The organism is Aeromonas sp. 600282 (assembly GCF_049175755.1).
GTDB classification, from domain to species: Bacteria; Pseudomonadota; Gammaproteobacteria; order Enterobacterales; family Aeromonadaceae; genus Aeromonas; species Aeromonas veronii_A.
Genome location: NZ_JAAKVR010000002.1, coordinates 210,102 through 234,415, shown reverse-complemented (window position 1 = coordinate 234,415; position 24,314 = coordinate 210,102). Strand labels below are relative to the sequence as shown.

At 59.8% G+C, this 24,314-nt stretch carries 16 protein-coding genes; 14 read left to right on the top strand and 2 right to left on the bottom strand.

The genetic code is table 11. The annotated features are described in order from the left end of the window. The first annotated feature begins 11 nt into the window (after window positions 1-11). The 14 genes from tssH to G5137_RS03690 all read left to right on the top strand — a co-directional run bounded on the left by tssH (window position 12) and on the right by G5137_RS03690 (window position 21,481). Window positions 12-2,654: a type VI secretion system ATPase TssH gene (tssH, locus tag G5137_RS03755; protein WP_421254946.1), complete on the top strand. Its 2,643-nt coding sequence runs from the start codon at window positions 12-14 to the stop codon at window positions 2,652-2,654. A 2-nt stretch (window positions 2,655-2,656) separates the two neighbouring features. Further along, window positions 2,657-4,195, top strand: coding sequence for a sigma-54-dependent transcriptional regulator VasH (vasH, locus tag G5137_RS03750; RefSeq protein ID WP_421254945.1), 1,539 nt, complete (start codon window positions 2,657-2,659; stop codon window positions 4,193-4,195). After that, the gene (gene vasI / locus G5137_RS03745; RefSeq protein WP_421254944.1) at window positions 4,195-4,800 is read left to right on the top strand and encodes a type VI secretion system-associated protein VasI; all 606 of its coding nucleotides are present in this window, start codon (window positions 4,195-4,197) and stop codon (window positions 4,798-4,800) included. The genes vasH and vasI overlap by 1 nt, the downstream gene beginning before the upstream one ends. A gap of 8 nt (window positions 4,801-4,808) precedes the next feature. Next, the gene (gene tssA / locus G5137_RS03740) at window positions 4,809-6,236 is read left to right on the top strand and encodes a type VI secretion system protein TssA (protein WP_421254943.1); all 1,428 of its coding nucleotides are present in this window, start codon (window positions 4,809-4,811) and stop codon (window positions 6,234-6,236) included. A 41-nt stretch (window positions 6,237-6,277) separates the two neighbouring features. Beyond that, the gene (gene tssM / locus G5137_RS03735) at window positions 6,278-9,775 is read left to right on the top strand and encodes a type VI secretion system membrane subunit TssM (protein WP_421254942.1); all 3,498 of its coding nucleotides are present in this window, start codon (window positions 6,278-6,280) and stop codon (window positions 9,773-9,775) included. Window positions 9,776-9,819: 44 nt separating this feature from the next. Beyond that, window positions 9,820-11,250 carry a VasL domain-containing protein gene (locus tag G5137_RS03730; protein ID WP_421254941.1) on the top strand — a complete coding sequence of 477 codons (1,431 nt, stop codon included), beginning with the start codon at window positions 9,820-9,822 and terminating at the stop codon, window positions 11,248-11,250. A 305-nt stretch (window positions 11,251-11,555) separates the two neighbouring features. Then, on the top strand, window positions 11,556-11,843 hold the full coding sequence (locus G5137_RS03725; protein WP_019444936.1) for a type VI secretion system PAAR protein: 288 nt from the start codon (window positions 11,556-11,558) through the stop codon (window positions 11,841-11,843). 119 nt (window positions 11,844-11,962) lie between these two features. Continuing rightward, a complete protein-coding gene (locus G5137_RS03720; RefSeq protein WP_421254940.1) occupies window positions 11,963-14,002 on the top strand; it encodes a type VI secretion system tip protein VgrG in 2,040 nt (679 codons plus the stop codon). After that, window positions 14,002-14,841, top strand: a complete 840-nt coding sequence (locus tag G5137_RS03715) for a DUF4123 domain-containing protein (RefSeq protein WP_421254939.1) — start codon at window positions 14,002-14,004, stop codon at window positions 14,839-14,841. The genes G5137_RS03720 and G5137_RS03715 overlap by 1 nt, the downstream gene beginning before the upstream one ends. Next, a complete protein-coding gene (locus G5137_RS03710) occupies window positions 14,838-18,011 on the top strand; it encodes a T6SS effector BTH_I2691 family protein (protein ID WP_421254938.1) in 3,174 nt (1,057 codons plus the stop codon). Before G5137_RS03715 ends, G5137_RS03710 begins: the two co-directional genes overlap by 4 nt. Next, window positions 18,011-18,811, top strand: coding sequence for a hypothetical protein (locus G5137_RS03705; RefSeq protein WP_052451217.1), 801 nt, complete (start codon window positions 18,011-18,013; stop codon window positions 18,809-18,811). The genes G5137_RS03710 and G5137_RS03705 overlap by 1 nt, the downstream gene beginning before the upstream one ends. Window positions 18,812-18,855: 44 nt before the next feature. Next, complete coding sequence (locus tag G5137_RS03700; protein ID WP_421205333.1) at window positions 18,856-19,134, top strand: hypothetical protein; 279 nt, start codon at window positions 18,856-18,858, stop codon at window positions 19,132-19,134. Then, window positions 19,134-19,877 (top strand): hypothetical protein, encoded by a 744-nt coding sequence (locus tag G5137_RS03695; RefSeq protein ID WP_421205331.1) that lies wholly within the window; start codon window positions 19,134-19,136, stop codon window positions 19,875-19,877. The genes G5137_RS03700 and G5137_RS03695 overlap by 1 nt, the downstream gene beginning before the upstream one ends. Window positions 19,878-20,113: 236 nt before the next feature. Next, complete coding sequence (locus G5137_RS03690) at window positions 20,114-21,481, top strand: tetratricopeptide repeat protein (protein WP_421205329.1); 1,368 nt, start codon at window positions 20,114-20,116, stop codon at window positions 21,479-21,481. A gap of 111 nt (window positions 21,482-21,592) precedes the next feature. On the opposite strand, the gene G5137_RS03685 is transcribed toward G5137_RS03690, so the two are convergent. After that, window positions 21,593-22,117 carry a protein disulfide oxidoreductase gene (locus tag G5137_RS03685; RefSeq protein ID WP_216978388.1) on the bottom strand — a complete coding sequence of 175 codons (525 nt, stop codon included), beginning with the start codon at window positions 22,115-22,117 and terminating at the stop codon, window positions 21,593-21,595. Between the two features lie 142 nt (window positions 22,118-22,259). After that, window positions 22,260-24,302, bottom strand: coding sequence for a protein-disulfide reductase DsbD family protein (locus G5137_RS03680; protein WP_421254937.1), 2,043 nt, complete (start codon window positions 24,300-24,302; stop codon window positions 22,260-22,262). Between the last annotated feature and the right edge of the window lie 12 nt (window positions 24,303-24,314).

The following is a 24,314-nucleotide window of genomic DNA, read 5'->3' as shown; positions in this document are numbered from 1 at the left end:
GAGAGCACGCCTTGATTCGTATAGAGCTACCGGTACTGGTGGAAAGACTCAACCCCATCTGCCGTCACATGCTGGAGGAGGCTGCAGCCCTCTGCGTCAATCACCAGGGAGCCGAGATCCGCATCGAGCACCTGCTGCTCAAGATGCTTGAGACCCCGCTGAGCGACGTGCGCCAGATCCTGAAGGTGGCCGAGGTGGAGGTGGAAGAGCTCAAGACTCTGCTGCAACCGTCCGCTGCCGACAGCAGCTATGGCCAGGGTTACCCCTCCTTCTCGCCCATGCTGGTGGAGTGGCTGCAAGACAGCTGGCTGCTCGCCTCCGCCGAGCTGCAACATGCCCAGCTGCGCAGCGGCGTCATGCTGCTGGTGCTGCTGATGACCCCCCAGCGCTATCTGCCGGGCTCGGTGACCCGCCTGCTGGCCAAGGTCAATCGCGAGCTGCTGCGCCAGCAGTTCGACGAGTGGGTCAAGGAGTCTGCCGAGACGCAAGTGACCACCGCCTCCGGCGACAAGACGGCCCAGGCCGCCTTGCCGGCCGATGCCAGCCTGCTGGCCCGCTTTACCGTGAATGTGACCGAGCAGGCCCGCCAGGGCAGCCTGGATCCCGTGCTCTGCCGGGATCACGAAATCGACCTGATGATCGACATCCTCTCCCGTCGTCGCAAGAACAACCCCATCGTGGTGGGCGAAGCCGGTGTCGGTAAAAGTGCCCTCATCGAGGGGCTGGCTCTGCGTATGGTGGCGGGTCAGGTACCGGAGAAGCTGCGCGGGGTCGAGCTGATGACTCTGGATCTCGGTGCCATGCAGGCCGGCGCCTCGGTCAAGGGGGAGTTCGAGAAACGCTTCAAGGGGGTGATGCAGGAGGTCAAGGACGCCGTGCAACCGGTCATCCTGTTCATCGACGAGGCGCACACCCTGATCGGGGCCGGCAACCAGGCTGGCGGGCTGGATGTTTCCAACCTCATCAAGCCGGCGCTGGCCCGGGGCGAGCTGCGCACCATCGCCGCCACCACCTGGGGCGAGTACAAGAAATACGTAGAAAAAGACGCGGCCCTGTCGCGCCGCTTCCAGCTGGTGAAGGTCGGTGAACCCGATGCCGACGAGGCCACCGTGATCCTGCGCGGCCTGCGCAGCATCTACGAGAAGGCCCACGGGGTGCTGATCGACGAGGAGGCGCTGCAGGCCGCCGCCCAGCTCTCCGCCCGTTACATCTCCGGCCGTCAGCTGCCGGACAAGGCTATTGACGTGCTCGATACCGCCTGTGCCCGGGTGGCCATCAACCTCACCACCCCGCCGCGCGCGGTCAGCCACCTGCAAAACGCGCTGCGCCAGCGCGAGCTGGAGATCCGCCAGCTGGAGCGCCAGAGCCTGATAGGTCTTGGTGACAACGCAGAGCGCCTGGCCGAGTTGCAGGCGGCCCAGCAAGCTTGCCGTGAAGAGCTGGCCGAGCAGGAGGCCCGGTGGCAACAACAGCAGGGGCTGGTGCACCAGATTATCGAGCTGCGCGCAGCCCTGCTGGCCGATCAGCAGGATGAGATGCTGGCCAGAGAGGCGCTGGATCTCGCCGATGCGCCGCTCGATCCGCAGGCCGCTGCCGAGCAGCTGGCCACCCTCGAGCGCGAGCTGGCCGAGCTGCAGCAGGGGGAAGTGCTAGTCTCCGCCCACGTCGACAAGACCCAGATTGCCGCCGTCATCGCCGAGTGGACCGGGGTGCCCCTCAATCGCATCTCCCAGGGGGAGCTCGATGTGGTTACCCGTCTGCCGGAGTACCTCGGCGAGCTCATCAAGGGGCAGGATGTGGCGGTGGCCCACCTGCACAAGCACCTGCTCACCGCCCGCGCCGATCTGCGTCGTCCCGGCCGTCCGCTGGGGGCCTTCCTGCTGGTGGGCCCGAGCGGGGTCGGCAAGACCGAAACCGTGCTGCAGATTGCCGAGCTGATGTTCGGTGGTCGCCAGTATCTGACCACCATCAACATGTCCGAGTATCAGGAGAAGCACACCGTCTCCCGCCTGATCGGCTCGCCGCCCGGCTACGTCGGTTTCGGCGAGGGGGGCGTGCTGACAGAAGCTATTCGCCAGAAACCCTACTCGGTGGTGCTGCTGGATGAAGTGGAAAAAGCGCACCCGGATGTGCTCAACCTCTTCTATCAGGCGTTCGACAAGGGCGAGCTGGCGGACGGGGAAGGGCGCATCATCGACTGCAAGAACGTGGTCTTCTTCCTCACCTCCAACCTCGGTTTCCAGACCATCGTCGACCATGCCGAGCAGCCCGACGTGCTGCTGGATGCCCTCTATCCCGAGCTCGCCGCCTTCTTCAAGCCGGCGCTGCTGGCGCGCATGGAGGTGATCCCCTATCTGCCGCTCGGTCACGACACCTTGGTGCAGATCGTGGGCGGCAAGCTCAACCGGCTGGTCAAGCTGCTCAAGGAGCGCTTCGGTGCCGAAGTGGTGCTGGACGACGAGGTGGCAGAAGAGATCCTGCTGCGAGCCAATCGCAGCGAGAATGGCGCCCGCATGCTCGAATCCGTCATCGACGGTGCCCTGCTGCCGCCGGTCTCCCTGCAACTGCTGCAGCGCCTCTCGGCTGGTGACCCCATCAAGCGCGTCCACTTTTCCGTGGCCGATCACCAGTTCGTGGCCGAGGTGGGGGCTTGAGTATGGAGCAAGCCCTCGCATTTGCCCTGGCCCTCACCGCCCAGCGCGATGAGCCGCACCTGTGCCACTGGTGGAGCTCGACCGTTCATGCCAGCTTCCAGCCCAGGGGGCTGCTGCTCGGCATGCTGGATGTGAGTGGCCGTCAGCTGGAATGCAAAGGCTGGGTCAGGGGGAAAGACGTGGCGCTGGGGCTGGCGGTGGACGATTTTTCCCACCCCCTTGCCTATGTACTGCACAAGGCCCAGTCCCGCACCTGGGACTCCCTCTACGGCGGTGCTCGTATCGAGCACGCCGGTTTTCGCGCACTGCTGGCCAACCTTGGCCAGCAGTGCGGGCTGCACGCCTATCCGCTGCTGGATGGCAACGGCAAGCCGTTTGCCGTGCTGGCCCTGATGGATGAAGGGGAAGTGCTGCGGGCCTGGGTCGATGGCCCCGAGCTGGCCCAGCTTTCACAGGTCTTTTGCAACCAGCTCACCCTCATTCGCGATCTCGGTCGCAGCCGGCGGGATCAGGGGGTACTGCGCGACTCCCTGCGCCAGATAAAGGGCGAGGGGGAGCGGCTGCGTCAACACGAGAAGCTGCTCGGCGATCAGCTGGTCGGCCAGTCGGCGGTGATCCGCGGGCTGCGCGAGCAGATAAGCCAAGCCGGCCAACACAAGCTGACCGTGCTGATCCAGGGGGAAACCGGCAGCGGCAAGGAGGTGGTGGCAAGGCTGGTGCACCAGTGTTCCGATCGCGCCAACAAGCCCTTTGTGGCCATCAACTGCGCCGCCATCCCGGAGAACCTCATCGAGAGCGAGCTGTTCGGTTACCAGAAGGGAGCCTTCTCCGGCGCCCTTGCCAACAAGACCGGGCTGGTGGCGCAGGCCAACGGCGGCACCCTGTTTCTGGACGAGGTGGGGGACATGCCGGCTGCCATGCAGGCCAAGCTGCTGCGGGTGCTGGAAACCCGCAGTTACCGGCCGCTCGGGGCCGAGCAGGAGTATCACTCCGATTTTCGCCTCATCGCCGCTACCCATCAGCCGCTCACCCGCCATGTGGAGGAGGGGCAGTTTCGGGCCGACCTCTACCACCGCCTCTGCCAGTGCCTGCTGCTGATCGCCCCCCTGCGCGAGCACATGGATGACGTGCCGCTGCTCTGCCAGCACTTCATGGCCCAGTTTGCCGCCCAGGATGGCAAGACGCTCGCCGGCTTGCAGCGCAAGTTCTTGAAACAGCTGCAGACCTATGACTTCCCCGGCAACGTGCGCGAGCTGCGCAACCTGCTGGAGGTGGCCTGTGCCCATACCCGTCACGGGGAGGAGGTGGGGCTGGAGGCGCTGCCGCTGGAGCTGCGTGAGCGGGTCAGCGTCGAGTTGCCCAGCACCATGGACGATTACAACCACATCCGCGATCTGCGCCGGGCCATGCAGCAGTACGAGGCTTCCGTCATCGAGGCGCGGCTGCGCCACTTCCAGGGCAATCGGATGCTGGTGGCCGAGAGCCTCAATATTCCCAAGCGCACCCTGGATCACAAGTGCCAGAAACTGGAGGTGAACTGATGAGCATCATGAGTTTGTTGCCCCTGCTGCTGGCGACCGGCAATGCGGTGCCTCCCCTTGATATGGCGGCGTGGCAAGCGTGTCGTCGCGAGCCATCCCCTCTGATCCGGCTCGCCTGCTATGACGCCCTTGGCAATGAGGCGACGCAATCAGGCAACAAGGAGAGCACCAAGTCTCCGGCCTGGCTGGCGATAGCGGAGCAGGAGTTGGCCCGAGTGCCGGATAGCTCACCCTTCCTGTTGCGACAGGATGAGGAGAGTGGCACGGCGGTATTGACCCGTCCGGCCCTGCGCGGTGCCACCCTGGCGATCGGTTGTGTCAACAGCATCACCCATATTCGCTTGCGGCTGGATGCGCCGTGGCGCGGGGAGAGTGTCGAAGTCGCGCTGGATGGACAAGCGACTCGCAGCAGTCAGAGCTGGTTTATCCGGGATCAGGGATGGCTGCTCGAATATGGCCGCGGTCTGCCCGCCATCGAGGAGCTCAAGCGCTGGCAGGGCCATCGCGAGCTGCAGGTGCGGGCCGACAACGGCGCCCTTCTGCGGGTCGATTTGAGCGGCCTGAAAGAGGCGCTGGCACCGCTGCGTCAGCAGTGCCGATGGTAGGGGGGAAGATGAGCTATCAACACCCTTGGTGTGCACGCCTGCTCACCAGCTTGCCGGATGAACAGATCAGAGGCGCCGTGCTGGCCGACGAGCCGCGCTGGGACTATGTGGAGACCGAGCTGGTCAAGCTGGGCTCCCTCGCTCACAGCCAGGTCGATCTCAATGCGGTGGCCGAGGCCTGCCTCGGCTTGCTGGAGAGCCGCACCAAGGATATGCGGGTGCTGGCACAGCTGTTGCGCTGCCTGCAGCACCCCGCCAAGGCGACCCCGATGGGGGCTGCGCTGAGCTTGCTGGAAGCCTGGATCAAGGCTTACTGGCTGTTGGCCTGGCCCGGGAATGCGACCCAGAAGCAGCGATTGATGGTGCAGATCATCAAGCGCTTCGAGGGTGCCCTGCCGAGGGTGAGCGAGAGCGCCTCTGCGGCGGAACTGGCGCAGTTGCTGGCGCAGGCAGAACAGCTGGAGGCCGTCTGGCTGGCCCAGTGCCCTGACAAGGGGGAACTGCTGGATCCTCTGGTGATGGGGTTGAAGCGGGCCCAGCGACAGCAGGTTGTCCAGGCTCAGGCTGATTCCGCTGGCCAACCGTCGAACAGCTCTGTCTCGGCCTCCGCCAGCGCAAGCAGCATGGCGAGCGCTATGGTGCTCAGTGGCAGCAGCAAGGGCTCCGGGGTCGAGATTGACAGCTCCAACGATCGGGCATGGCGACAGACCCAGCTCAAGGTGGCGGAGCTGCTGATTGAGCGCCAGCCAGAGGTGGCTATCGGCTATCGGCTGCGTCGTCACGCCATCTGGGCCGGCATCACCACCCCGCCGATAACGGCGCAGGGGAACAAAACCCAGCTGGCCTCAATGTCGGCAGACATGGTGGATGAATATCGCGCCGCCATGGGCACGCCAGATCTGGCGCTCTGGCAGCGCATCGAGCAGAGCCTGACGCTGGCCCCTTACTGGTTCGAGGGGCACAGGCTCTCGGCCGAGGTGGCCCAGAAGCTGGGATATGGCGCGGTGGCGCAGGCGATCATGGCGGAGCTGGATGCGTTTTTGCAGCGCCTGCCAGCGCTGCGGGATCTCACCTTCAGCGATGGTTCCCCGTTTCTCTCCCCCGAGTGCAGCCGCTGGTTGCAGCCTGCCAAGAGCAGTGGGGGCGGCAGCGGACAGGCCGAGCTGGCCGAGGAGGTCGCCTTGCGTCATGGGGAGCAGGGGATTGCCGCCGCGCTCGCCCTGCTTGATGAACGGATGGCACAGATGAAAGAGCCAAGAGCCCGCTTCCATGCCTTGCTGGTGCAGGCGGAGTTGTTGGAGCAGGAAGGCATGGAGGCGCTTGCGCGCCAGCAATATCAACACTTGTGGCAAGAGGCGGAGCGCCTTGGGTTGTCGCAGTGGGAGCCCGGGTTGGTCAGCCGCCTGGCCCCCTATGCCACCCATTTGCCGAAATAAGTGCCGAAATGAGTCATTGAGTCGGAGTTGGATCACATTTTATGTTCAAAACCATTTTTACCTTTCTGCGGCAACAGCTGCCGAAACTGAAACCCTCCTGGCCCCTGCTCGGTGTGGTGCTGTGGGTTGTCGCCCTGCTCCTGGTGTGGTGGCTGGGGCCTCGCATCGAGATCCGTGATGCCAAGCCATTCGAGCCCTTGTGGGGGCGGGTGGTGTTTACCCTGCTCTGGCTCTGGTTGCTGCTGGGGGTACTCTCCTGGCGGGTATGGCGCAAGATGAAGCAGCTCAAGGCCGAGCGCCAGCATGAGGTGCTGCTGGAACAAGATCCGGTCAAAGGGCTCATCGACAAACAGGCGCAGTTCCTCGAACGTTGGTTGCAAGCCTTGAATGAACACCTTGGCAAGGGGGCGCTCTACGCCATGCCCTGGTATCTGGTGCTGGGTCTGCCCGGCAGCGGCAAGAGCAGCCTGATCCACCGTGCCAATCCGGCCAACAAGCTCAATCCCAGACTCGATACCGAACTGCGGGACGTGGCGCAAGGCCAGCTGGTCGATTGCTGGCTGGGGGAGCAAGCCGTGATGCTGGATCCGGCCGGTGCACTGTTGTCACAAGCCGAGCCCGAGCTGGACCCGCAAGCTCGCAAGCATGAGCGGCTCTGGTTGCATCTGCTGAACTGGCTCAACGAGCACCGTCGTCGTCAGCCCCTTAATGGTCTGGTACTGACCGTTGATTTGGCATGGCTGTCTGCGGCCAGCGTGGCCGAGCGCAAGGCGTATGCCCAGCTGATGCGTGCCCGGTTGCAAGAGGTGTCGGCCACCATGAATACCCGGCTGCCGCTCTATGTCACCTTCACCAAACTCGACATGCTGCGCGGCTTTGATGTGGTCTATGAACAGCTGGATAAAGAGGCCCGTGACGCCGTGTTGGGGGTGACCTTCAACCCCAGCAGCAGTCAGGGCAAATCCTGGCAGCAGGATCTGGCGCTGTTCTGGGATCTGTGGGTCGACAATCTCAACCGCAATCTGCCGGAAATGATGCTGGCCCGGCTCGATGCCGCCCAGCGCAACGCCCTCTTCTCGTTTGTTCGTCAATTGGCGGGTCTCAAGGATTATGTGACCAGCCTGCTCGATGAAACCCTGACCATTGAAGAGAGCAAGCCACTGCTGGTGCGCGGCGTCTATATCAGCTCCGTCTATCAGCAAGGTGTCCCGTTCGATGCTTTTGCTCAGGCCGCTTCCCGGCGTTACAGCTTGCCCGAGCCGATCCACTCCGCCCTGCGCGGGGAGTCCAACACCTATTTCGTGCGCAAGCTCTTCTCCTCGATCATTTTCCCCGAGGCCCATCTGGCCGGAGAAAACCGGCTGCATACCCTCTATCGCCGCCGCCGGATGACCATTGGCCTCGGCTGTTTGTCGCTCTTCTCTGCCGCCCTGATCGGTGGCTGGCACTACTTTTATCGGGTAAACGAGGAGGCGGGTCGCAATGTCCTGACCAAGGCGCAGGCCTTTATGGAGACGAATGAGGTGGCCGATGCCCACGCCTTCGGGGTGAGCCAGTTGCCGCGTCTCAACCTTATTCGCGAGGCGACCCTCTCTTTCGGCAACTACCGCGAACGGATGCCGCTGGTGGCAGACCTTGGTCTCTATCAGGGGGATGAGATTGGCCCCTATGTGGAAGGCTCCTATCTGCAACTGCTGGGGCTGCGTTTCCTGCCTGCCCAGATGCAGGGACTGCTGGAGGATCTGAACCGGGCGCCGGCTGGCAGCGAGGAGAAACTCGCCATTCTGCGGGTGATGCGGATGCTGGATGATGCCTCCGGCCGCAACAAGGAGCTGGTGGAGCAGTACATGGCCAGCCGCTGGCAGAAAGCGTTCCCGGGACAGGGGGCGGTCCAGGAGCAGTTGATGGGACATCTTGACTATGCCCTTGATCATACCGACTGGCACGCTGCTCGCGCCGCCCGGGATCAGGCCGCCATCACGGCATTTGTGCCATTCAAGGAGCCAGTGTATGGCGCCCAGCGTGAACTGGGCAAATTGCCCATGTATCAGCGGGTCTATCAGAATCTGGTGGTGAAGGCGGGTGATGTGTTGCCGCCGGATCTGAATGTCCGTGACGAGGTGGGCCCCACCTTCGACACCGTGTTTGCCCTGCGCAACGAGAGTGCTGGTCAGGTGCCGCGTTTGCTGACCTGGCCCGGGTTCAGTGATTTCTTCCTCAAACAGGACAAGGCGCTGATTGATCTCACCGCCATGGATGCCTGGGTGCTGGGCCAGCGCAAGCTGAGCCAGTTGAGCGAGGCCGATCGCAAGGATATCACCCGTCAGGTCAACGATCGCTACGTCACCGATTATGTCAACCAATGGCAAACGTTGCTGACTAACCTTGACATCCAGCCTCTCTCCAGCCCCGAGCAGGCGCTTGATGTGCTCTCCACCATTACCGGTAATGATCAGCCGTTCCTACGGGTGCTGGCTGCGCTGGATGACAACACTCGTATTCGCAAGATCTCCGATGCGGAAGGTGATCCGGCGCAGGCGATCACTGCCCGGATCGGTCGCCCCTTTATGGCCACTAATGGCGTCTTGACTGGCCGTGGGGAACAGGGGCCGCTCATTTCTGAAGTGAACCAGAAGCTGATTGAGCTGCAGCATTATATGGAGCTGATCGTCAATGCCACCGAGCCGGGACAGTCAGCCCTCAAGGCGGTGCAACTGCGTTTGACCAACAAGTACGCCGACCCGGTCTTTGCTCTGCAGCAGTATGCCCGTGGCCTGCCAGAACCACTCAATCGCTGGGTGGGGCAGCTGGCGGATCAAAGCTCGCAACTGGTGGTCGATCTGGCCATGTCATCCCTCAATCAGGAGTGGCAGGCGAAGGTGCTGGCACCGTTCAACAGCCAACTGGCGGATCGCTATCCGTTCAATCCGGGTTCTGCCAAGGATGTGCCGCTCTCCGAGATGGAGCGCTTCTTTGCCCCCGGTGGCACCCTGGACAGCTTCTATCAGGTCAACCTGAAACCCATGGTGGAGGGGGGCTTGATGGAGGGAGAACTGAGCTCACCTATTCAGGCGGAGCTGATCAAACAGCTGGATCGCGCTGCGCGGATCCGCCAGATCTTCTTCAGCCAGCAGGGCAATCTGGAGGTGCAATTTGCCCTCGAGCCCATCGAACTCACCGCCAACAAGCGGCGTAGTGTGCTCAACCTGGATGGCCAGTTGCTGGAGTATGCCCACGGCCGTCGCAACAAGATCCCGCTGGTGTGGCCAAACACCATGCGCGACGGGGCCGAGAGCAAGATCACCCTGGTACCGGCTGCCCGCGAACGTTCACCGCGCAGCGAGGGCTTTGTCGGTCCCTGGGCCATGTTCCGCCTGATGGACAAGGGGGAGCTGACTCAGGTCAACGAGGCCACCTTTGATGTGCGCTTCCCGGTGGATCAGGGTGCCATGACCTATCGGGTCTATACCGACAGCGCCCAGAACCCCTTCACCGGCGGCCTGTTCAGCCAGTTCAGCTTGCCTGAATCCCTCTATTGATCATGTTGGGGGGCGTCATGCCCCCCCGCATTTTGGAATCCGATATGTCACAGAATCAACAAGGCCAGCAGGCATTGAAAGTGGGGCGTGACCCCAGAATGTTGCCGGAGTACGAGGCGCTGCGCGCCGAGATCAACAAGCTTAGCCACGCCTCCCGCCCCGAGGTGGATTGGGTCAGGATTCATCAGCTTGCCAATCAAATCTTTGAAAAGCACGGGGTGGATCTGCAGACCGCCATCTACTTCACTCTGGCGCGCTCCCGCATTCAGGGGCTGAGCGGCTTTACCGAAGGGTGCGAGTTTCTCGCCAACCTGATCGTCACCCAGTGGGAGAGTTTCTGGCCACCGGTGCATCAGGAGCGGGCCCGCATCGAGATGCTCGACTGGTTTATTGCCCGCATCAGCGACGTGATCCGCCAGTACCAGATCAGCCACGAGGACAAGCGGTTGATCTACCGCTGCGAGCGGGCACTGCAACTCATCAGCGAGAAGTTGCACAACGCCGGTTTGAGCCGCATCCCCCGGGTCGAGAATCTGGTGCACTTTATCGAGGGGTACACCCATCTGTTTGACGAGACCGAGATTGTCATCGTCTCCGATGAGCCGGGCCTCAAGGATGAGCTGCAGATCCCGCCGATGGTCTTCTTCAAATCGGACATGGACCACGATCACGGAACGCCGATGGCATCGGTTGCCCCCGCTCTGCCGCAGGGCAGCATTCTGGTGGGGCGCGAGAAGGGGCAGATGAAGCCGACCGTGCTCAAGATTGAGCAGCACCGCAAACAGCGGCCGGCCTGGTTCTGGTTTGGCTGTGGCCTGCTCACCTGCGCCTTGCCCATGATGGGATGGCTTGGTTGGCAACATCAGCAGCAGGAGAAGGTCATCGCGGCGCAACGGTTGCAACAACCCGCTGCAGCGTTACCGCAGGCCCTGAGTTATGACGACATTCGCCAAGCGCGCATCGTGTTGGGGGAGCAGACCTTGCAGGGGATGGAGAGCGAGCTTGTATCGCGTTATCAGGCCCAACTGGATTGGCTGGAGCAGACCTCTCCCCTCTACTGGTACCGTTATGGCGAGGGGCTGCGCAATTCGCTGCAGATGCTCTATCCCGACTCGCTGGCGGTCAAGGCGCTGGACAAGCAGTGGCAGACCGCGCTGGCCGGCCAGCAAGGGGATCTCAACCGGGTGCCGACCTATCTGGAGGCGCGCGCCGGGGTCGATGCCCTGATCGATCAGCTGCTGGAGCTGGAGCGTCAGCGCAAGACGGTCACGATTTCCTACCTCAAGTCTCAGCTCTACGAGGTACAGAAGAACCTGATGCAGGAGGTCCCGTTCAGTTTACGTCTGAGCGAACTGGAGGCGCGAAAAGCGTCGCAGGAGCCTATTACGGCTGCCGAGCTGAAAGGGATAGAGAGTGACTTGAAAGCACTCAACATCCGGCTTTACCAACTGCAACAAGGGCTATCCGGTAGCTGATTGCTCTGTTATGCGCAACCAGTTGCGCATACTACAGATGGTTGCACTGCAGATGCAATATTTTGCAGGGGGATTGCCCAGTTTGCGCAATCCCTTGCGAATGGATAACCCTGTCATCTATCGAAAGAGGTTAACCATTTGATTTTATTTGGCTAATTTCGCCAGCGCTGAATGGCATAGCCTGTGCTGTGGCCTGTTCTGTTTATCCGCTGTTTATCAAAATCGCCTGTGCCTGGTGCGTTCCATCGGGCACAGGGGCAGAGGGATGATGTCTGTGCGTCTACCCGCTCATATGGAGAATGACTATGTGCCCCGCTATCGCACTGCTCGGTGACATCGGCACCGACCACGATGGCTTCCCACCGACCCCGGTGATAGCTGCCAGTCCCGACGTGTTCCTAGATGGCAAGCCTGTGGCTCGTCAAGGTGATCCACTGGCGCCCCATGACAAGCCCAACAACCCGCCGCACCCACGGGCCATTGCCGGTGGTGTTGGCTCTGTGCTGGTGAATGGCAAACCCATCGCCGTCACCGGCACGGCAGTGGATTGTGGTGGCGTGGTGATTGGTTCGGGCAGCGGACAGGCCGGTTAGAGAGAATGGCCACAGTTTGGCTCGGTTATGAGGTAAGGCCGTCAATGATGGCTTTATCTCATCATCGAACCACCAAGTAGCGCGCCGCGGGCGTGCGGTAGCTATGGAGAAGGCACAAGATGGCCAATAGCACAGGATTACAATTCACCGCCAAGGTGGGGGCGTTGCCAGAAACCACCTTCGTTGTCGCTGCCTTTGATTTGCATGAGAGGCTCAGCGGACCGTTTGTTCTGACGCTGGAGCTGGCAAGCAGCCAACCCGATATCGACTTTGGTGCCGTGCTGGACCAGCCGTGCGAGCTGCTGGTGTGGTACAACGGCGAGCTGCAACGCCGGGTCTGCGGGGTAGTGAGCGAGTTTGCCCAAGGGGACAGCGGTTTTCGTCGCACCCGCTATCAGTTGCAAGTCAAACCGGCCATGTGGCGGTTGGGATTGCGCCAAAACTCCCGCATCTTTCAGACACAGAAGCCCGAGGAAATTCTTTCCATTCTGCTGCAAGAACACGGTATCACCGACTACGCCTTTGCCCTGAAAAATGAACATGCCCAGCGGGAATACTGCGTTCAGTATCGCGAAACTGACCTCGACTTCCTCAATCGCCTTGCCGCAGAAGAGGGGCTCTTCTACTTCCACGAGTTTGAAGCAGGCAAACACCGCATCGTCTTTGCTGACGATGCCGCAGCCCTGACTGCTGGCCCCGAGCTCTTTTTCAACCTTGGCAACCGCTCGCTGGAACAAGGTCCTTACGTGCGCCAGTTCCACTACCGTGAGGCGGTACGGCCAAGCGATGTAGAGCTCAAGGACTACAGCTTCAAGACGCCGGCTTATGGCCTCTCCCACAAAAAGCAGGGCGCAGAGCTCGAGCATCAGCGCGATACCTATCAGCATTTTGACTACCCGGGTCGCTACAAGCAGGACGGCAGCGGCAAGGCCTTTGCCCAGCACCGGCTCGATGCCCTACGCAACGATGCAGTGGCGGGCAGCGGCAAATCGAATAGCGCAGCCCTTATGCCGGGGCTGTTCTTCTCACTGACCGAGCACCCCAACGATAGCCTCAATACCGACTGGCAAGTCGTCCATATCCGCCACACCGGCGAACAGCCGCAAGCGCTGGAGGAGGAGGGCGGCAGTGGCCCGACCGTTTATCACAACGAATTTGGCGTGGTGAAGGCGAGCACTACCTGGCGGGCGCGTATCGGCAGCCCAGAGGCGCCAAACAAGCCCATGGTGGATGGCCCGCAAATTGCCATGGTGGTTGGTCCCGAAGGGGAAGAGATTTACTGCGACGAGCACGGCCGGGTAAAACTGCAATTCCCGTGGGACCGCTACGGCAATTCCAACGACCAGAGCTCCTGCTGGGTACGGGTGAGTCAGGGCTGGGCTGGCGGTCAGTACGGCATGATGGCCATCCCGCGTATCGGCCACGAGGTCATCGTCTCGTTTCTGGAAGGAGACCCCGACCAGCCTATCGTGACCGGCCGCACCTACCACGCCACCAACCGGCCACCTTACGAGTTGCCACTCAACAAGACCCGCACTGTGCTGCGTACCGAAACCCACAAGGGTAAGGGCTTCAACGAGCTGCGCTTTGAAGACCAGGCGGGACAGGAAGAGATCTATCTCCACGGTCAGAAAGATCTGAACGTGCTCATCCAGAACGATGTCGTTTGGCATATCAAACACGACGAGCATCGGGATATCGACAACGAGCGGGTCACTCGCATCAAGGCCAACGACCACCTGACAGTCGAAGGCGAGAAGCGCGACCAGATCAAGGCGGACTACTCGCTGACGGTGGATGCCTCCATGCATCAGAAGCTGGGGCAATCGCTGCTGATTGATGCCGGCCAGGAGGTACACCACAAGGCAGGCATGAAGATCGTGTTGGAGGCCGGTGTCGAGCTGACCCTTAAAGTGGGTGGCAGCTTCGTCAAGGTCGATGCTGATGGCGTGACGATAAGTGGTGGCTCCATCAAGATGAACTCTGGCGGTAGTCCCGGTTCTGGCTCCGGTTGGGCTGGGCAGATGCCTATCCTGCCTGATGATGTCGAGGCGGTGCCCCCGCTGCCCCCGGTCGACACGGTTCGCCAGATTGCGACTCTGAAATCGGCCGAGCCGGTCTGCGAGATATGTGAACAGCTGGCCAAGGAGGGCAACTAATGGTATTGCCAGCGCTCACCTTGGCAGAAGGTGAACGTCTTTATCTGTTGCTCGATGGCGGGCAGATCCCTGAGCTCGAACGCCAACTATTTGAGGTCAGCGACTGCCCGGCTTACCAGCCGCTCTATCTCTACGCCCCCTGGGATAGCCTGCGGGAGGTCTCTCCCTGTCTGGTGGAGGCCAGCGAGCCCTTGCTCGGCTGGTTCAAGAGCCTGTCAGCCAATACCGGATGGTTGCTCGCCTCCGCTTTGCCTCTCTTGCCGCTGGCGGATCAGTTGCGCCAGCTTATCGAGGTCGAAAGCCCTTACGGCAGCCGCATCTTGCTCAAACTGGCCGCCCCGGAAACCATGGCATGTCTGATGGTGGATGCAGACCCCTGGCTGTGGCGGAAAATTGCACAAGTCTGGCTGCCAACCCGCACCGGTTGGCGCCATTGGCAGGTCAAAGAGACGCTTGCCGAGCCGATGGGCGACACATGCAGACTCACCGATGTGCAATGGGCCCGCTTGGGCGAAGTGAGTTGGCAAAACCAGTTGGATGCGACTTATCGCCATATGCAGGTGTGGTTTTCTGAGAGGCTGGCGCAGCAGTCCGACCCAAAGGCATGGATTGCCCACTGGGCCAAACAGGCTTATCAACTGGGATTTCAGACCGAACGCGACTTGCTGCTGTTTTTCAATGTGCTGGGCTTCCTGGGCGAGTCATGGTGGCAGGGTGATGCCTACCCGATCGTGAGCAGGTTGTTGACTACCCCCTCGGCACAGACCCCGTCACAGCGTGTTGAACAGGCAGCCAACTGGGCAGAGCAACACGCCATTGCACAGGAAATAACGTCATGAGCACCCCGAACCAAGCAGCTGGAGCTGCCGGCAACAAGGATTGCAAGAGCCCGGTTGGCACCTGCCCCTTTAAAAATAAAGAGATTGCCCTGGTACCGGTGCGCTATGCCCTTGATGAGCCTTTCGCACCTCCTCAGAAGCAGCAGCATCCATTGCCCGCCGGAGCGGGTTTTGTTTCACCGCTCAAGTTCAAGGAGAGTTGTTATGCCCTGCGCCAGCTGCGCGATGGCTGGCTCTATGTCTATGACGAAAAAGCCAAGGTGTTGGATGAATATGAAGTGAAAGATGCCATGTTCATCAGTCAGAGCAAGGGGAGCAAGGGCCATCTGCTCTACCCGGCGACTCATTCGTTGTCCCTCATTTACTCTCCCCAGCGTTGGACCGGGCGTATCAAGAAAGAGATGGAGAAGAACAACGGCTTGCGCAGTGCCTGGATGCGGCAGGTCAAGCTGGGCAGTTTTGCAAGCACCATGAAGGCCGCACATTGTGGTTTGCCTGATGCTCTAGATAAGGTTGCGGATCTCGGTATGCCAAATAACGGCTTTGTGCTCTCTTGCACTCCACTGGCCAAGCCAGCCGAAGAGGATAAGCAAGGTATCAAACTGTTGGTACACAAGCCCGCGGCTTCACCAGCCGCCTACAAGGCGGGAATGCCGGATCCCCAAAGCGCTATGGTAGTGGCTCTGGAGGATCCGTTGGCCGATCTGGCAGACCTTTCCATGAAGGTCAATCAACTGCTGGCCAAGCGCGAAGCTTTGATGGGCAAGGATGAGAAACTGCGCAAGGCAAACACGCACAAGTTGATGATGGCCGAGGTGACGCGCAATCTGGCCCGAGTGCGCCTCGATGAGAAAGAGTTGCCCGCCTCCGTCAGGGGCAATGTAGCCAAGGTTCATGCCTTTGAAGAGGCGCTGGATGATTATCTTGGGAATCGCTATCTAGCCGATATGGAGAACATGACGGCAGAGCCGGGTGTAATAAGGCTGGATTCTCCTCTGGAAAAACAGGCCGAGGCCAAGTTGAAGGTCCTGCGGGAACAATATGGTTTCAATCCATCCCACAAGCAGGTCAGTCAGTGGAAAGAGCGCGCAGCGTTCCAGGACGAGGTCAATTGGAGTGGCCTCAATGCCTTTATCAAGCAGTATCAGGGGCCACTCAATGAACTGGATCTGGCTGTGGGCCGTGCCCATGAGGACTTGCGCAATGGCCTGACCCGCCTCAAAGCCGATCCGCTGCCCTTGGGGCTCGACAACTGCACGGCCGAAGGGCAAGCCTACCTGCAAACCCTGTTCGCCGAGGCGGGGCAGGCTCTCTCCCTCAGTTGCAGCACAGAGGGCAACAAAAAAACGCTGGAAAAACTGCTCGGCGAGAAGGTCAATGACAACTTGCTGGCGCTGGCCCCCTATGGTTTTGATGCGGCGCTGCACAAAGGACTGAGTGAACAGACGGTCGACAATGTCTGGCTCAGCACCTCCTCTGGCGATATGACGGCACTCTTCGGTAGAACGGCCGACCTGGAGGCGCTACTGGGTGATGACGGGCTCAAGCAGAAACCCTGGTTCCAGGCTGCCGAAGCCGTGATTGACGCCATGAAGGCGGCAGCAACGTCATTGGCCAAGGGGGCACATGCCCAGATCATGGCGGCCATCTTGCCCCACGCCTGGAAGAACAGCCTGGCAGGTAATCTGAGGCTGGTGCTGCTGGAATCACTGCTCGGTGATCAGCCGCTGCAGGTCAACAGCGGCTATCGCCTGCTCTCCAACAGCTTCCAGCAGAAGATCTGGTCCATTACCAAACAGATGGCATCCATCAGCTCACCACCGCCAGGCCACAACACCACAGTGCAGGCTATCAACGGCGAACTGCGCAGTCTGCAGCAAAAGCTGGATACCTTGATCGCCCGTGAGATGCCCATGCTGGTGAAACTCAAAGGCGATCTCTACCAGCAGCAGGCCAGGCAATATATCGGCGACTATCTGGCAAGTGTGCGCAGCGGCGTAAATCAGCGCATCACCGCCATGAACGAGAGAGTCCCCAATCTGACGACCTTTGGCGGCTTGGTGGCCCTGCTTAACCTCTGGAATCTGACGGTGGTCATGGCGGCTACGGCGCAAAATGCCCAGTCGGTTGGCCGGTTGCGCGCCAATATACAGCTGGGCTCGGCCTTCGCTTGGACCGGCAATGCCATCGCCGCGCTCTATCAGGGGGTGGTTTGGGAGCAGTTGAAGCCATTGTCAAGAAATGGCGAGCCATTACTTAGGATGTCCTTGAAAGAAGCTGGTGTCGGTGAGCATGCCGCGCTGGTGAAAACCTTCTCGCTGCGTATGCTGGCCTTCTCTGGCCTGGGCATGGCGGCGGCCGGGGCTGAGTTTTGGGATACTTTGCAGGCTAGTAAGGACCCCTTGATAAGCGGCATGGAGAAGACGCTCTTGCAGATGAAAGTGGGCGTATTGGGCGGACAATTCTTAATTTTTTTGGCACAGTTTGCGCAATTAGGCATCAATGGCTTGCTGGGCTATTCATCCATCGCAGCCATCTGTGCAAGCTGGATGGGCATTGGCTTCTTTGTGCTGGGAGCCGCCTATCTGGTCGTGACTGTACTGCTCAATATCTTTAAAACTTCGGATCTGGAAAAGTGGTTATTGCAATCCACTTGGGGCAATAACCCTGCTGGCTGGTCTGCCGAAGAGGAGCTGGCCCGCTTCGAGCTGCTAGTCAATAAACCGGGGGCCAGCCTGAGTGTGGTACGCACGCCCCCCCAGGGGTGGATGGACAGCGGCCGCGCCCAATGGCAATTGCAGCTCTCGCTGCCTGCGCATTTGCGCGGGCAGACCATCGGGCTGAAGGTCATTAGCCAACCGCTCGCCAAGGCTGGCCAGATGATACCTGCCCGCACTAAAGAGGATGTGGCACGCTATCAGGTCGCCATGCAGCCCAAAACCCTGGAGACACAGCGCGGACGTTGGGATGAGCTGGTCTATACCTTGCCGCTGGGGGTCGATATCAATAGCGCCATCAAGCTGGAGCTGGGTTATCTCGGGGGCATGGTGCAGCAAGAATTTATCTTCAAGGGCAGCAGTAGCAGTAGCGGCCCAATCACATTGGCGACAAGCTCCGGCGGCTTGGGTACCATGCCCGCGCTGTTGGTTGGCAAGCAAGGGAACAGATAATGGACAACGCAAACGAAGTCATTGAGGTGAGCGAGCAGGAGACCCCTTTTCATCTGCTACCGCAGGAGGAGCAACAGCGCATTCTCGATGCCAATCAAAAAAGGGTGCGTGAAGCGCCAACCCTCCATGAATGGGATATCAGGGTTCCCACGCCATTAGCCTGGATTATCATCATAATAATGTGCCTCTTCTCGACACTATTTCTCGGGGGGGGAGGGCTGTTATTGACCGCGGGTGAGGATTGGAGCGGGGTATATATTATGTTGAGCGTCTCTGCTGTAATGACACCTTATTTTCGCTATTTGGTTATGGCAGATAAGGATTACCACTACCGGTTAACCACTGAAGGTGTCATCGTTACTTATCAGGATGCGATACCCGAAGCAGCCTATACCATAGTCCGTGGCTTGGCGTGGTTTGGCGTGGTGGTATGTGTGCTCGCGGTCGCCCTACTGGGGCCATTGGCCCTGGTGGGTGCCGGTGGCATGGCGCTTTTCGCTATATTTTTCACTGGTTTCCAGAAAGAGGTAACGACTCTATATCTTGGTTTCAATAAAAACTGTACTTATGTGTGTAAGGTTGTGAAAAAAAAATCTTTGATTAGATTTGAAACGGTTCCTTTCGAAGATGGTGCATTTTCAGATTTACACTGTGAACATAAGGATTTCATCTTCATCCTTAAGCTGCTTATGTCAGAACTTGATTGTAAAGAGTATAGGGAGTTCAATACCGAATTTTCCCTTCGCAGATCCCCTTTAGGCGTCCTTGATGTCGGCCTTAAAAGAAATTTTGATAAATAATGAGCTGTATTGGCAGGGCGAGATATCGAACGTTTTTCAGGCTAATGTCGAGCCAAAAAAACAGAGATGGTTCATCAAATAAGCAGCCCAAAACCCTGGAGACACAGCGCGGACGTTGGGATGATCTGGTCTATACCCTGCCGCTGGGGGGCGATATCAATACCGCCATCAAGCTGGAGCTGGGTTATCTCGGGGGCATGGTGCAGCAAGAATTTATCTTCAAGGGCAGCAGTAGCAGTAGCGGCCCAATCACATTGGCGACAAGCTCCGGCGGCTTGGGTACCATGCCCGCGTTGATGGTCGGCAAGCAAGGGAACAGATAATGGACAATGCAAACGAAGTCATTGGGGCTAATGAGCAGGAGACCCCTTTTCATCTGCTACCGCAGGAGGAGCAACAGCGCATTATCGATGCCAACCAAAAAAGGGTGCGCGAAGCCCCGACTCTCCATGAATGGGATATCTGGGTTCCTACACCATTCGCTTGGCTAATGATTCTAACAGTTACAACAATTATGACGTTGTTCGCTGTGGGTTGCGTATTGCTTGCTGGTGATGGTGATTGGGGGTTTGCTTATCTAGCATTCTGTGTCGCTATGGCAATGACACCGTATTTTCGCTATTTGGTTATGGCAGATAAGGATTACCACTACCGGGTAACCACTGAGGGTGTCATCGTCACTTATCAGGATGCGATTCCCGAAGTGGCCTATACCATAGTCCGTGGCTTGGCATGGCTTGGTGTGGTGGTATGTGTGCTCGCGGCCGCCCTGCTGGGGCCATTGGCCCTGGTGGGTGCAGGTGGTATGGCGCTCTTGGCTGTATTTTTTACTGACTTTAAAAGTGAAGTGACAGAGCATGAAACCATGTTTAAAAAAGAGTGGCCCTACACGCTGTCTATTTCCAATAGGAAAAAAGCTCTGAGATTTGAATCCACCCCCTTTAAATCAGCACATAGCGATAACATATATTGTAAACCTGAGGATTTTGAATGGGTCGTTGAACTGATTAAAGCGCAGATTAGATGCGTCGAGATAAAGTTTATAAAGGGCCATCCTGTCACGTAAAGTTATTCACTAATAACAAGCATAGAGTCGATATGTAAATTAATCTGGGCTTGTTATTTAGATATTGAATGGCGGAGGACAAGCTGGCCCGCTTCGAGCTGCTGGTCAATAAACATTAAGCCATGGGGCAGAGAGGCTGCAATTCAGCTTTTCTGCCCCTTGATTGACCAATAATGGCACTACCTGTAACCGGCCCTGTTTTATTCGCCCCTTTTTCACTCTGCGAAGAATTTCTCATGACCCATCGAGTCCTATGGCTGGCACTGACCGCCAGCATCTTAACCGCCTGCTCTGCCACTGCGCCACGCACTGATACCGAGCTATCCCAAGCCGCAAAGCAGGGGGATGGCCGCGCCCAGTATGAACTGGCCAGACGGCTTGCAACCCAACCCGATTACCCCAATGCCATGCACTGGATGCAGCAAGCGGCCGAGCAGTCTGGCCCCTTGGCCGCCGATAAACAGATCCGCGCCAATGCTGCTTGGCAAGTGGGTGACTGGTATCAGGCCGGGCTCGGGGAGCCCAAAAACCCGACGCTCGCTACCCAGTGGTGGCAGCGCTCTGCTCGCCTTGGCAACAGCAATGCCAGCTATCAGCTGGGCCTGATGTGTCAGGAGCAGCATCAGGGCAAGTTGGTCAGTGAATGCCTCGACTGGTTCGAGAAAGCCGCCAGACGGGATCATGCCGACGCTCAGTTGGTGTTGGCACGGTGGTACAGCACACAACCGGGGGCAGATAGGGACGCCGTCAAGTGGCTTGAGCGTTCTGCAGAGCTTGGCAACCGTGATGCCCAGTACCTGCTGGGCGAGCGCTATGCGCAAGGTAAAGGGGTCGCCAAACGGCCGGATCTTGCGCAGCGCTGGAACGACAAGGCAGCAGCCCAGCAGCAACCGGACGCTTTGCTAAAGCAAGCCAGACAGGCCGCCCCCATCCATGGGTTCGCTGCCTATCAACGGGCGGCCAATGCCGGTTCTGCTGAAGCCGAGCTCTGGCTTGGCCAGGCTTATCTGGCCGGGGAGCTGGTATCAGCAGACCCTGCTTTGGGCCGTTACTGGCTGGAGCTGGCCGCTGCACACGGTTCCCATGAGGCCGAATATCAATTGAGTTTGCAGCAGGTAGACCGGGAGCAGCAGATCCACTGGTTAATGCGTGCTGCTGACGGTGGTGTGACCAGGGCATGGTTAGATCTGGCAGCACTGCAGCAGGAGCAAGGTGAACTGGAGCAGGCCAGAGCCAGCTATGCCAAGGCCGCCCGGCAAGGGAATAGGGCTGCACTCTATGCCTACGGTGAAATGCTGCGTTTGGGGCAAGGGGGCAAAGAAGATTACGCGTTGGCACTCAAGCAGTATCGGCTGGCGGCCCAACAGGGTGATCGTATGGCACAATACCGGATGGGAACCATGCGTGAAGAGGGACTGGGGGCTCCGCGCAACCGGGTACATGCCTATGCCTGGCTGTCATTGGCGGCAACAGAAGGGATGCCGGAGGCGGTGCAGGCTCGTGACGAGCTGGAAGCAGCGATGACCAGGCCGGAAGTCAAACAGGCGCAGAAACTTTCAGAGCACTGGTTTGGCAAGATGCCATCACCGGCGAGGAAAAGCTAAACAGCGTAGCTGCGGGCTCCGGCCTTTTTCTGAATCGAGGTCAGAACGATACGATCGCAGCCCCTCTTCAGCGGGAAGAGGGGCCGCAATAGTGTTCCCAGGCGGGCCGAGTTAGCCGAGGCTGGCCCAGGCCAACCGCAGTTTCAGTCCCGGGCCCGAGCTCCAGCCAGTGGTGGAGCTCACCACTTTACCCTGCTTGATGATGAGGAAGCTGGGGGTGACGCTCACCTGCCAGCGGGCGGCAAGGTCGCCATGCTCATCATTGTGGGTCGGGAAGGTCAGCCCCTTCCTGGCCATCCCCTGCTGCAACCTGGCTTGGTCGCCGGAGCGCAGCGCCACTGTCAGCACGTTTTCGCCGTCTCGCCATAGCTGCTCCACTGTCGGTGTGGTAACACGGCAGACTGCGCACCAGCTGGCCCAGTAATAGATCAGCAGTGGTCTGTCCCGACTCATTGTCTGCAGGTCGGCCAGAGTGCCATCTTGCAGCAGCAGTTGAGGCAGCGGGCTTTCCTCTGGCAGCGCCGGACTGCGCCAGAGGTCCAGCGCTGTCGAGATAATCACCGCCAACAGCAGCAGCCAGAGGGCTTCCTTGCTCCAGCGGCGCAGACGGAGGATCCGGGATGATGTTGCTGTCATGACTCCCCCTTGATGACCAGTGCGTTTTTGACGTTGCGCCCGAGCGCTACATGAGGGAGATCAGCCGATTGCCGATAATTTCCCCCTTGCGCTGCGGGTATGCCCCGCTCTCCCGGCAGGGTCTGTATGAGCAGGATATATCTCATCTTGTTTCTCCTTGAACAGGGGCGTGCGCAGCTTGCTCCAGAGTGGCCAGCAGAGTTGCACGATCCAGCAGCGGAGAGAGGATCTCGCCACCTGGTAGCCCGGGGCCATAGATTTGGTTGAAAGGAATGGCCACACTGCCGCGTTGGCGCAAGAAGCTGGCGATGCTGTCGGAGGGGCGGCTCCAATCCCCGCGCAAGGCCACCACATCGGGGGCACTCAGGGCTCGTTGCACATCATCGCGCAGCAGCACGTTGAATTTGTTGGCTTTGCAGGTGATGCACCAGTCAGCGGTCACATCGACGAAGACCCGCTTGTGTTGTGCCAGTGCGTCCTGGATGGCCAGCTCCGAGAGAGGCTGCCAGTTGACGCTATCCTGTGGTGGTTTGCCCTCCATGGTGAAGGCGCCGCCGAGCAGCAGGGCGGCGACTAGCAAGCAGCCCAGCGCCAGCCCCAGGGTTACACCGCGAATACCGTGGCGCCATACGACAGCCAGCAGCAGGGCCACCGATATCAGCACCATCAGGATCACCACCCTGTTATGGCCGATATGGTTGCCAAGCAGGCTGAGCAGCCAGAGGCTGGAGCCCAGCATCATCAGGCCGAGCAGGATGCGCAGGCGCCCCATCCAGCGTCCCGGTTTTGGCAGCCAAAGCGCGAGACGGGGCAGGGCGGCGATGAGCAGCCATGGCATGCTCATGCCAATCCCCAGTGCGGTAAAGACAAGCCAGAGTTGACCGGATGGTGCCCCGAGCGCAAAGGTGACTGCGGTGCCAAGGAAAGGGGCGGAGCAGGGGGTTGCCAGCAGAGTGGCAAAGCAGCCCTGCAGAAAGTGACCGGCCATGCCGTTGCCACCCGCGGTTGCCAGGCGGGTGTTGACATTGCTGGATAACCTGATCTCGAACAGCCCCAGCAGGTTGGCACAGAACAGCAAGGTCACCACGACCATGAAGCCGATAAACCAGACGCTCTGGAACTGGATACCCCAGCCGACGGCCCCCTGGGTGGCGCGCAGCAGGGTGCTCATCAGTGCCAGCGTCCAAAAGGAGACCAGGATACCTGCGCTTGCCGCCAGGAACTGCAAGCGAACCGGGCGACGCTCACGGGTCTCCAGTTGCAGTACTGATCCCAGCTTGAGGGCCAGCACCGGCAACACACAGGGCATCAGGTTGAGAATAAGCCCACCAAGCAGTGCAGCTCCCAGGATCCAGCGCAGCGAGTGGCCACCAGCGGGTAGTGGCAGGGGATCACCTATGGTGACCTGGCGCTGCCAGGCTTCATCACCATTGACCAGTACCACGCCCAGTTGCTGATGACGGATATCCGGTGCATCCCCTTGCCAGCCATCGCTGACCGGAATGCGGGCAATCAGGGTATTGCCCTGCACCTCCAGGCTGGGCTCGCCAAACTCGACCCCCTCCAGCTGCTGGATGAAAATCTGCGGAGCCCGCCACCCCTCTTGCTGCTTAGCGCTCAGCTGTAGCCGGTTTTGCTGGTAGCCAGCCTGGAGGTTGACGCTCTTGGGCATGGCTTGTGGCAGCTTGCTCATCGCCTGTGCATAGGCAAGATCGAACCCGTCCGGTGCCGTACCATCCAGAGCAAGGGCAAAAGGGTAGTCGGTCAGGATGCAGACGTTGCTGCAGGTTGAAAGGCGTAACGTGCCGGTCAGCTCCTTGCGGTTGCCATGGCCAAGGCTTATGGGAAAGGTAACGGCCTGCTGATACCCCTGGGTCGACATGCCGCTGACCGCGAATCGCTCTGGCACTGGCCAGTGCCATTGTTGAGTGAGTTGGGGATCATCCCAGAGAATTTCAGGGGCAATTCCCCCTTCACCCGGGTTTTGCCAATAGGTTTTCCAGCCGGACTCGAGTGCCAGACTGAGCAGCACCCGGGGCTGTGCCGGATCCCGGCTATCTGCTTGCAGCCGGATTTGTGCGTGATCGTTGCGGGGGCTGGTGAGCCAGCCGGTATCGCTGGCCAATCCGATGGATTGCCACAGCAGGCTGCCCAGCAAGAGGGCAGTCTTGAAGATGTTTGACATGGTGTTGTCTCT

Bases quoted from the DNA above. Each gene is read 5' to 3' on its own strand.
- vasH (WP_421254945.1), top strand. From the start codon at position 2,657: ATGGAGCAAGCCCTCGCATTTGCCCTGGCCCTCACCGCCCAGCGCGAT.
- vasI (WP_421254944.1), top strand. From the start codon at position 4,195: ATGAGCATCATGAGTTTGTTGCCCCTGCTGCTGGCGACCGGCAATGCG.
- tssA (WP_421254943.1), top strand. From the start codon at position 4,809: ATGAGCTATCAACACCCTTGGTGTGCACGCCTGCTCACCAGCTTGCCG.
- tssM (WP_421254942.1), top strand. From the start codon at position 6,278: ATGTTCAAAACCATTTTTACCTTTCTGCGGCAACAGCTGCCGAAACTG.
- G5137_RS03730 (WP_421254941.1), top strand. From the start codon at position 9,820: ATGTCACAGAATCAACAAGGCCAGCAGGCATTGAAAGTGGGGCGTGAC.
- G5137_RS03725 (WP_019444936.1), top strand. From the start codon at position 11,556: ATGTGCCCCGCTATCGCACTGCTCGGTGACATCGGCACCGACCACGAT.
- G5137_RS03720 (WP_421254940.1), top strand. From the start codon at position 11,963: ATGGCCAATAGCACAGGATTACAATTCACCGCCAAGGTGGGGGCGTTG.
- G5137_RS03715 (WP_421254939.1), top strand. From the start codon at position 14,002: ATGGTATTGCCAGCGCTCACCTTGGCAGAAGGTGAACGTCTTTATCTG.
- G5137_RS03710 (WP_421254938.1), top strand. From the start codon at position 14,838: ATGAGCACCCCGAACCAAGCAGCTGGAGCTGCCGGCAACAAGGATTGC.
- G5137_RS03705 (WP_052451217.1), top strand. From the start codon at position 18,011: ATGGACAACGCAAACGAAGTCATTGAGGTGAGCGAGCAGGAGACCCCT.
- G5137_RS03700 (WP_421205333.1), top strand. From the start codon at position 18,856: ATGTCGAGCCAAAAAAACAGAGATGGTTCATCAAATAAGCAGCCCAAA.
- G5137_RS03695 (WP_421205331.1), top strand. From the start codon at position 19,134: ATGGACAATGCAAACGAAGTCATTGGGGCTAATGAGCAGGAGACCCCT.
- G5137_RS03690 (WP_421205329.1), top strand. From the start codon at position 20,114: ATGACCCATCGAGTCCTATGGCTGGCACTGACCGCCAGCATCTTAACC.
- G5137_RS03685 (WP_216978388.1), bottom strand. From the start codon at position 22,117: ATGACAGCAACATCATCCCGGATCCTCCGTCTGCGCCGCTGGAGCAAG.
- G5137_RS03680 (WP_421254937.1), bottom strand. From the start codon at position 24,302: ATGTCAAACATCTTCAAGACTGCCCTCTTGCTGGGCAGCCTGCTGTGG.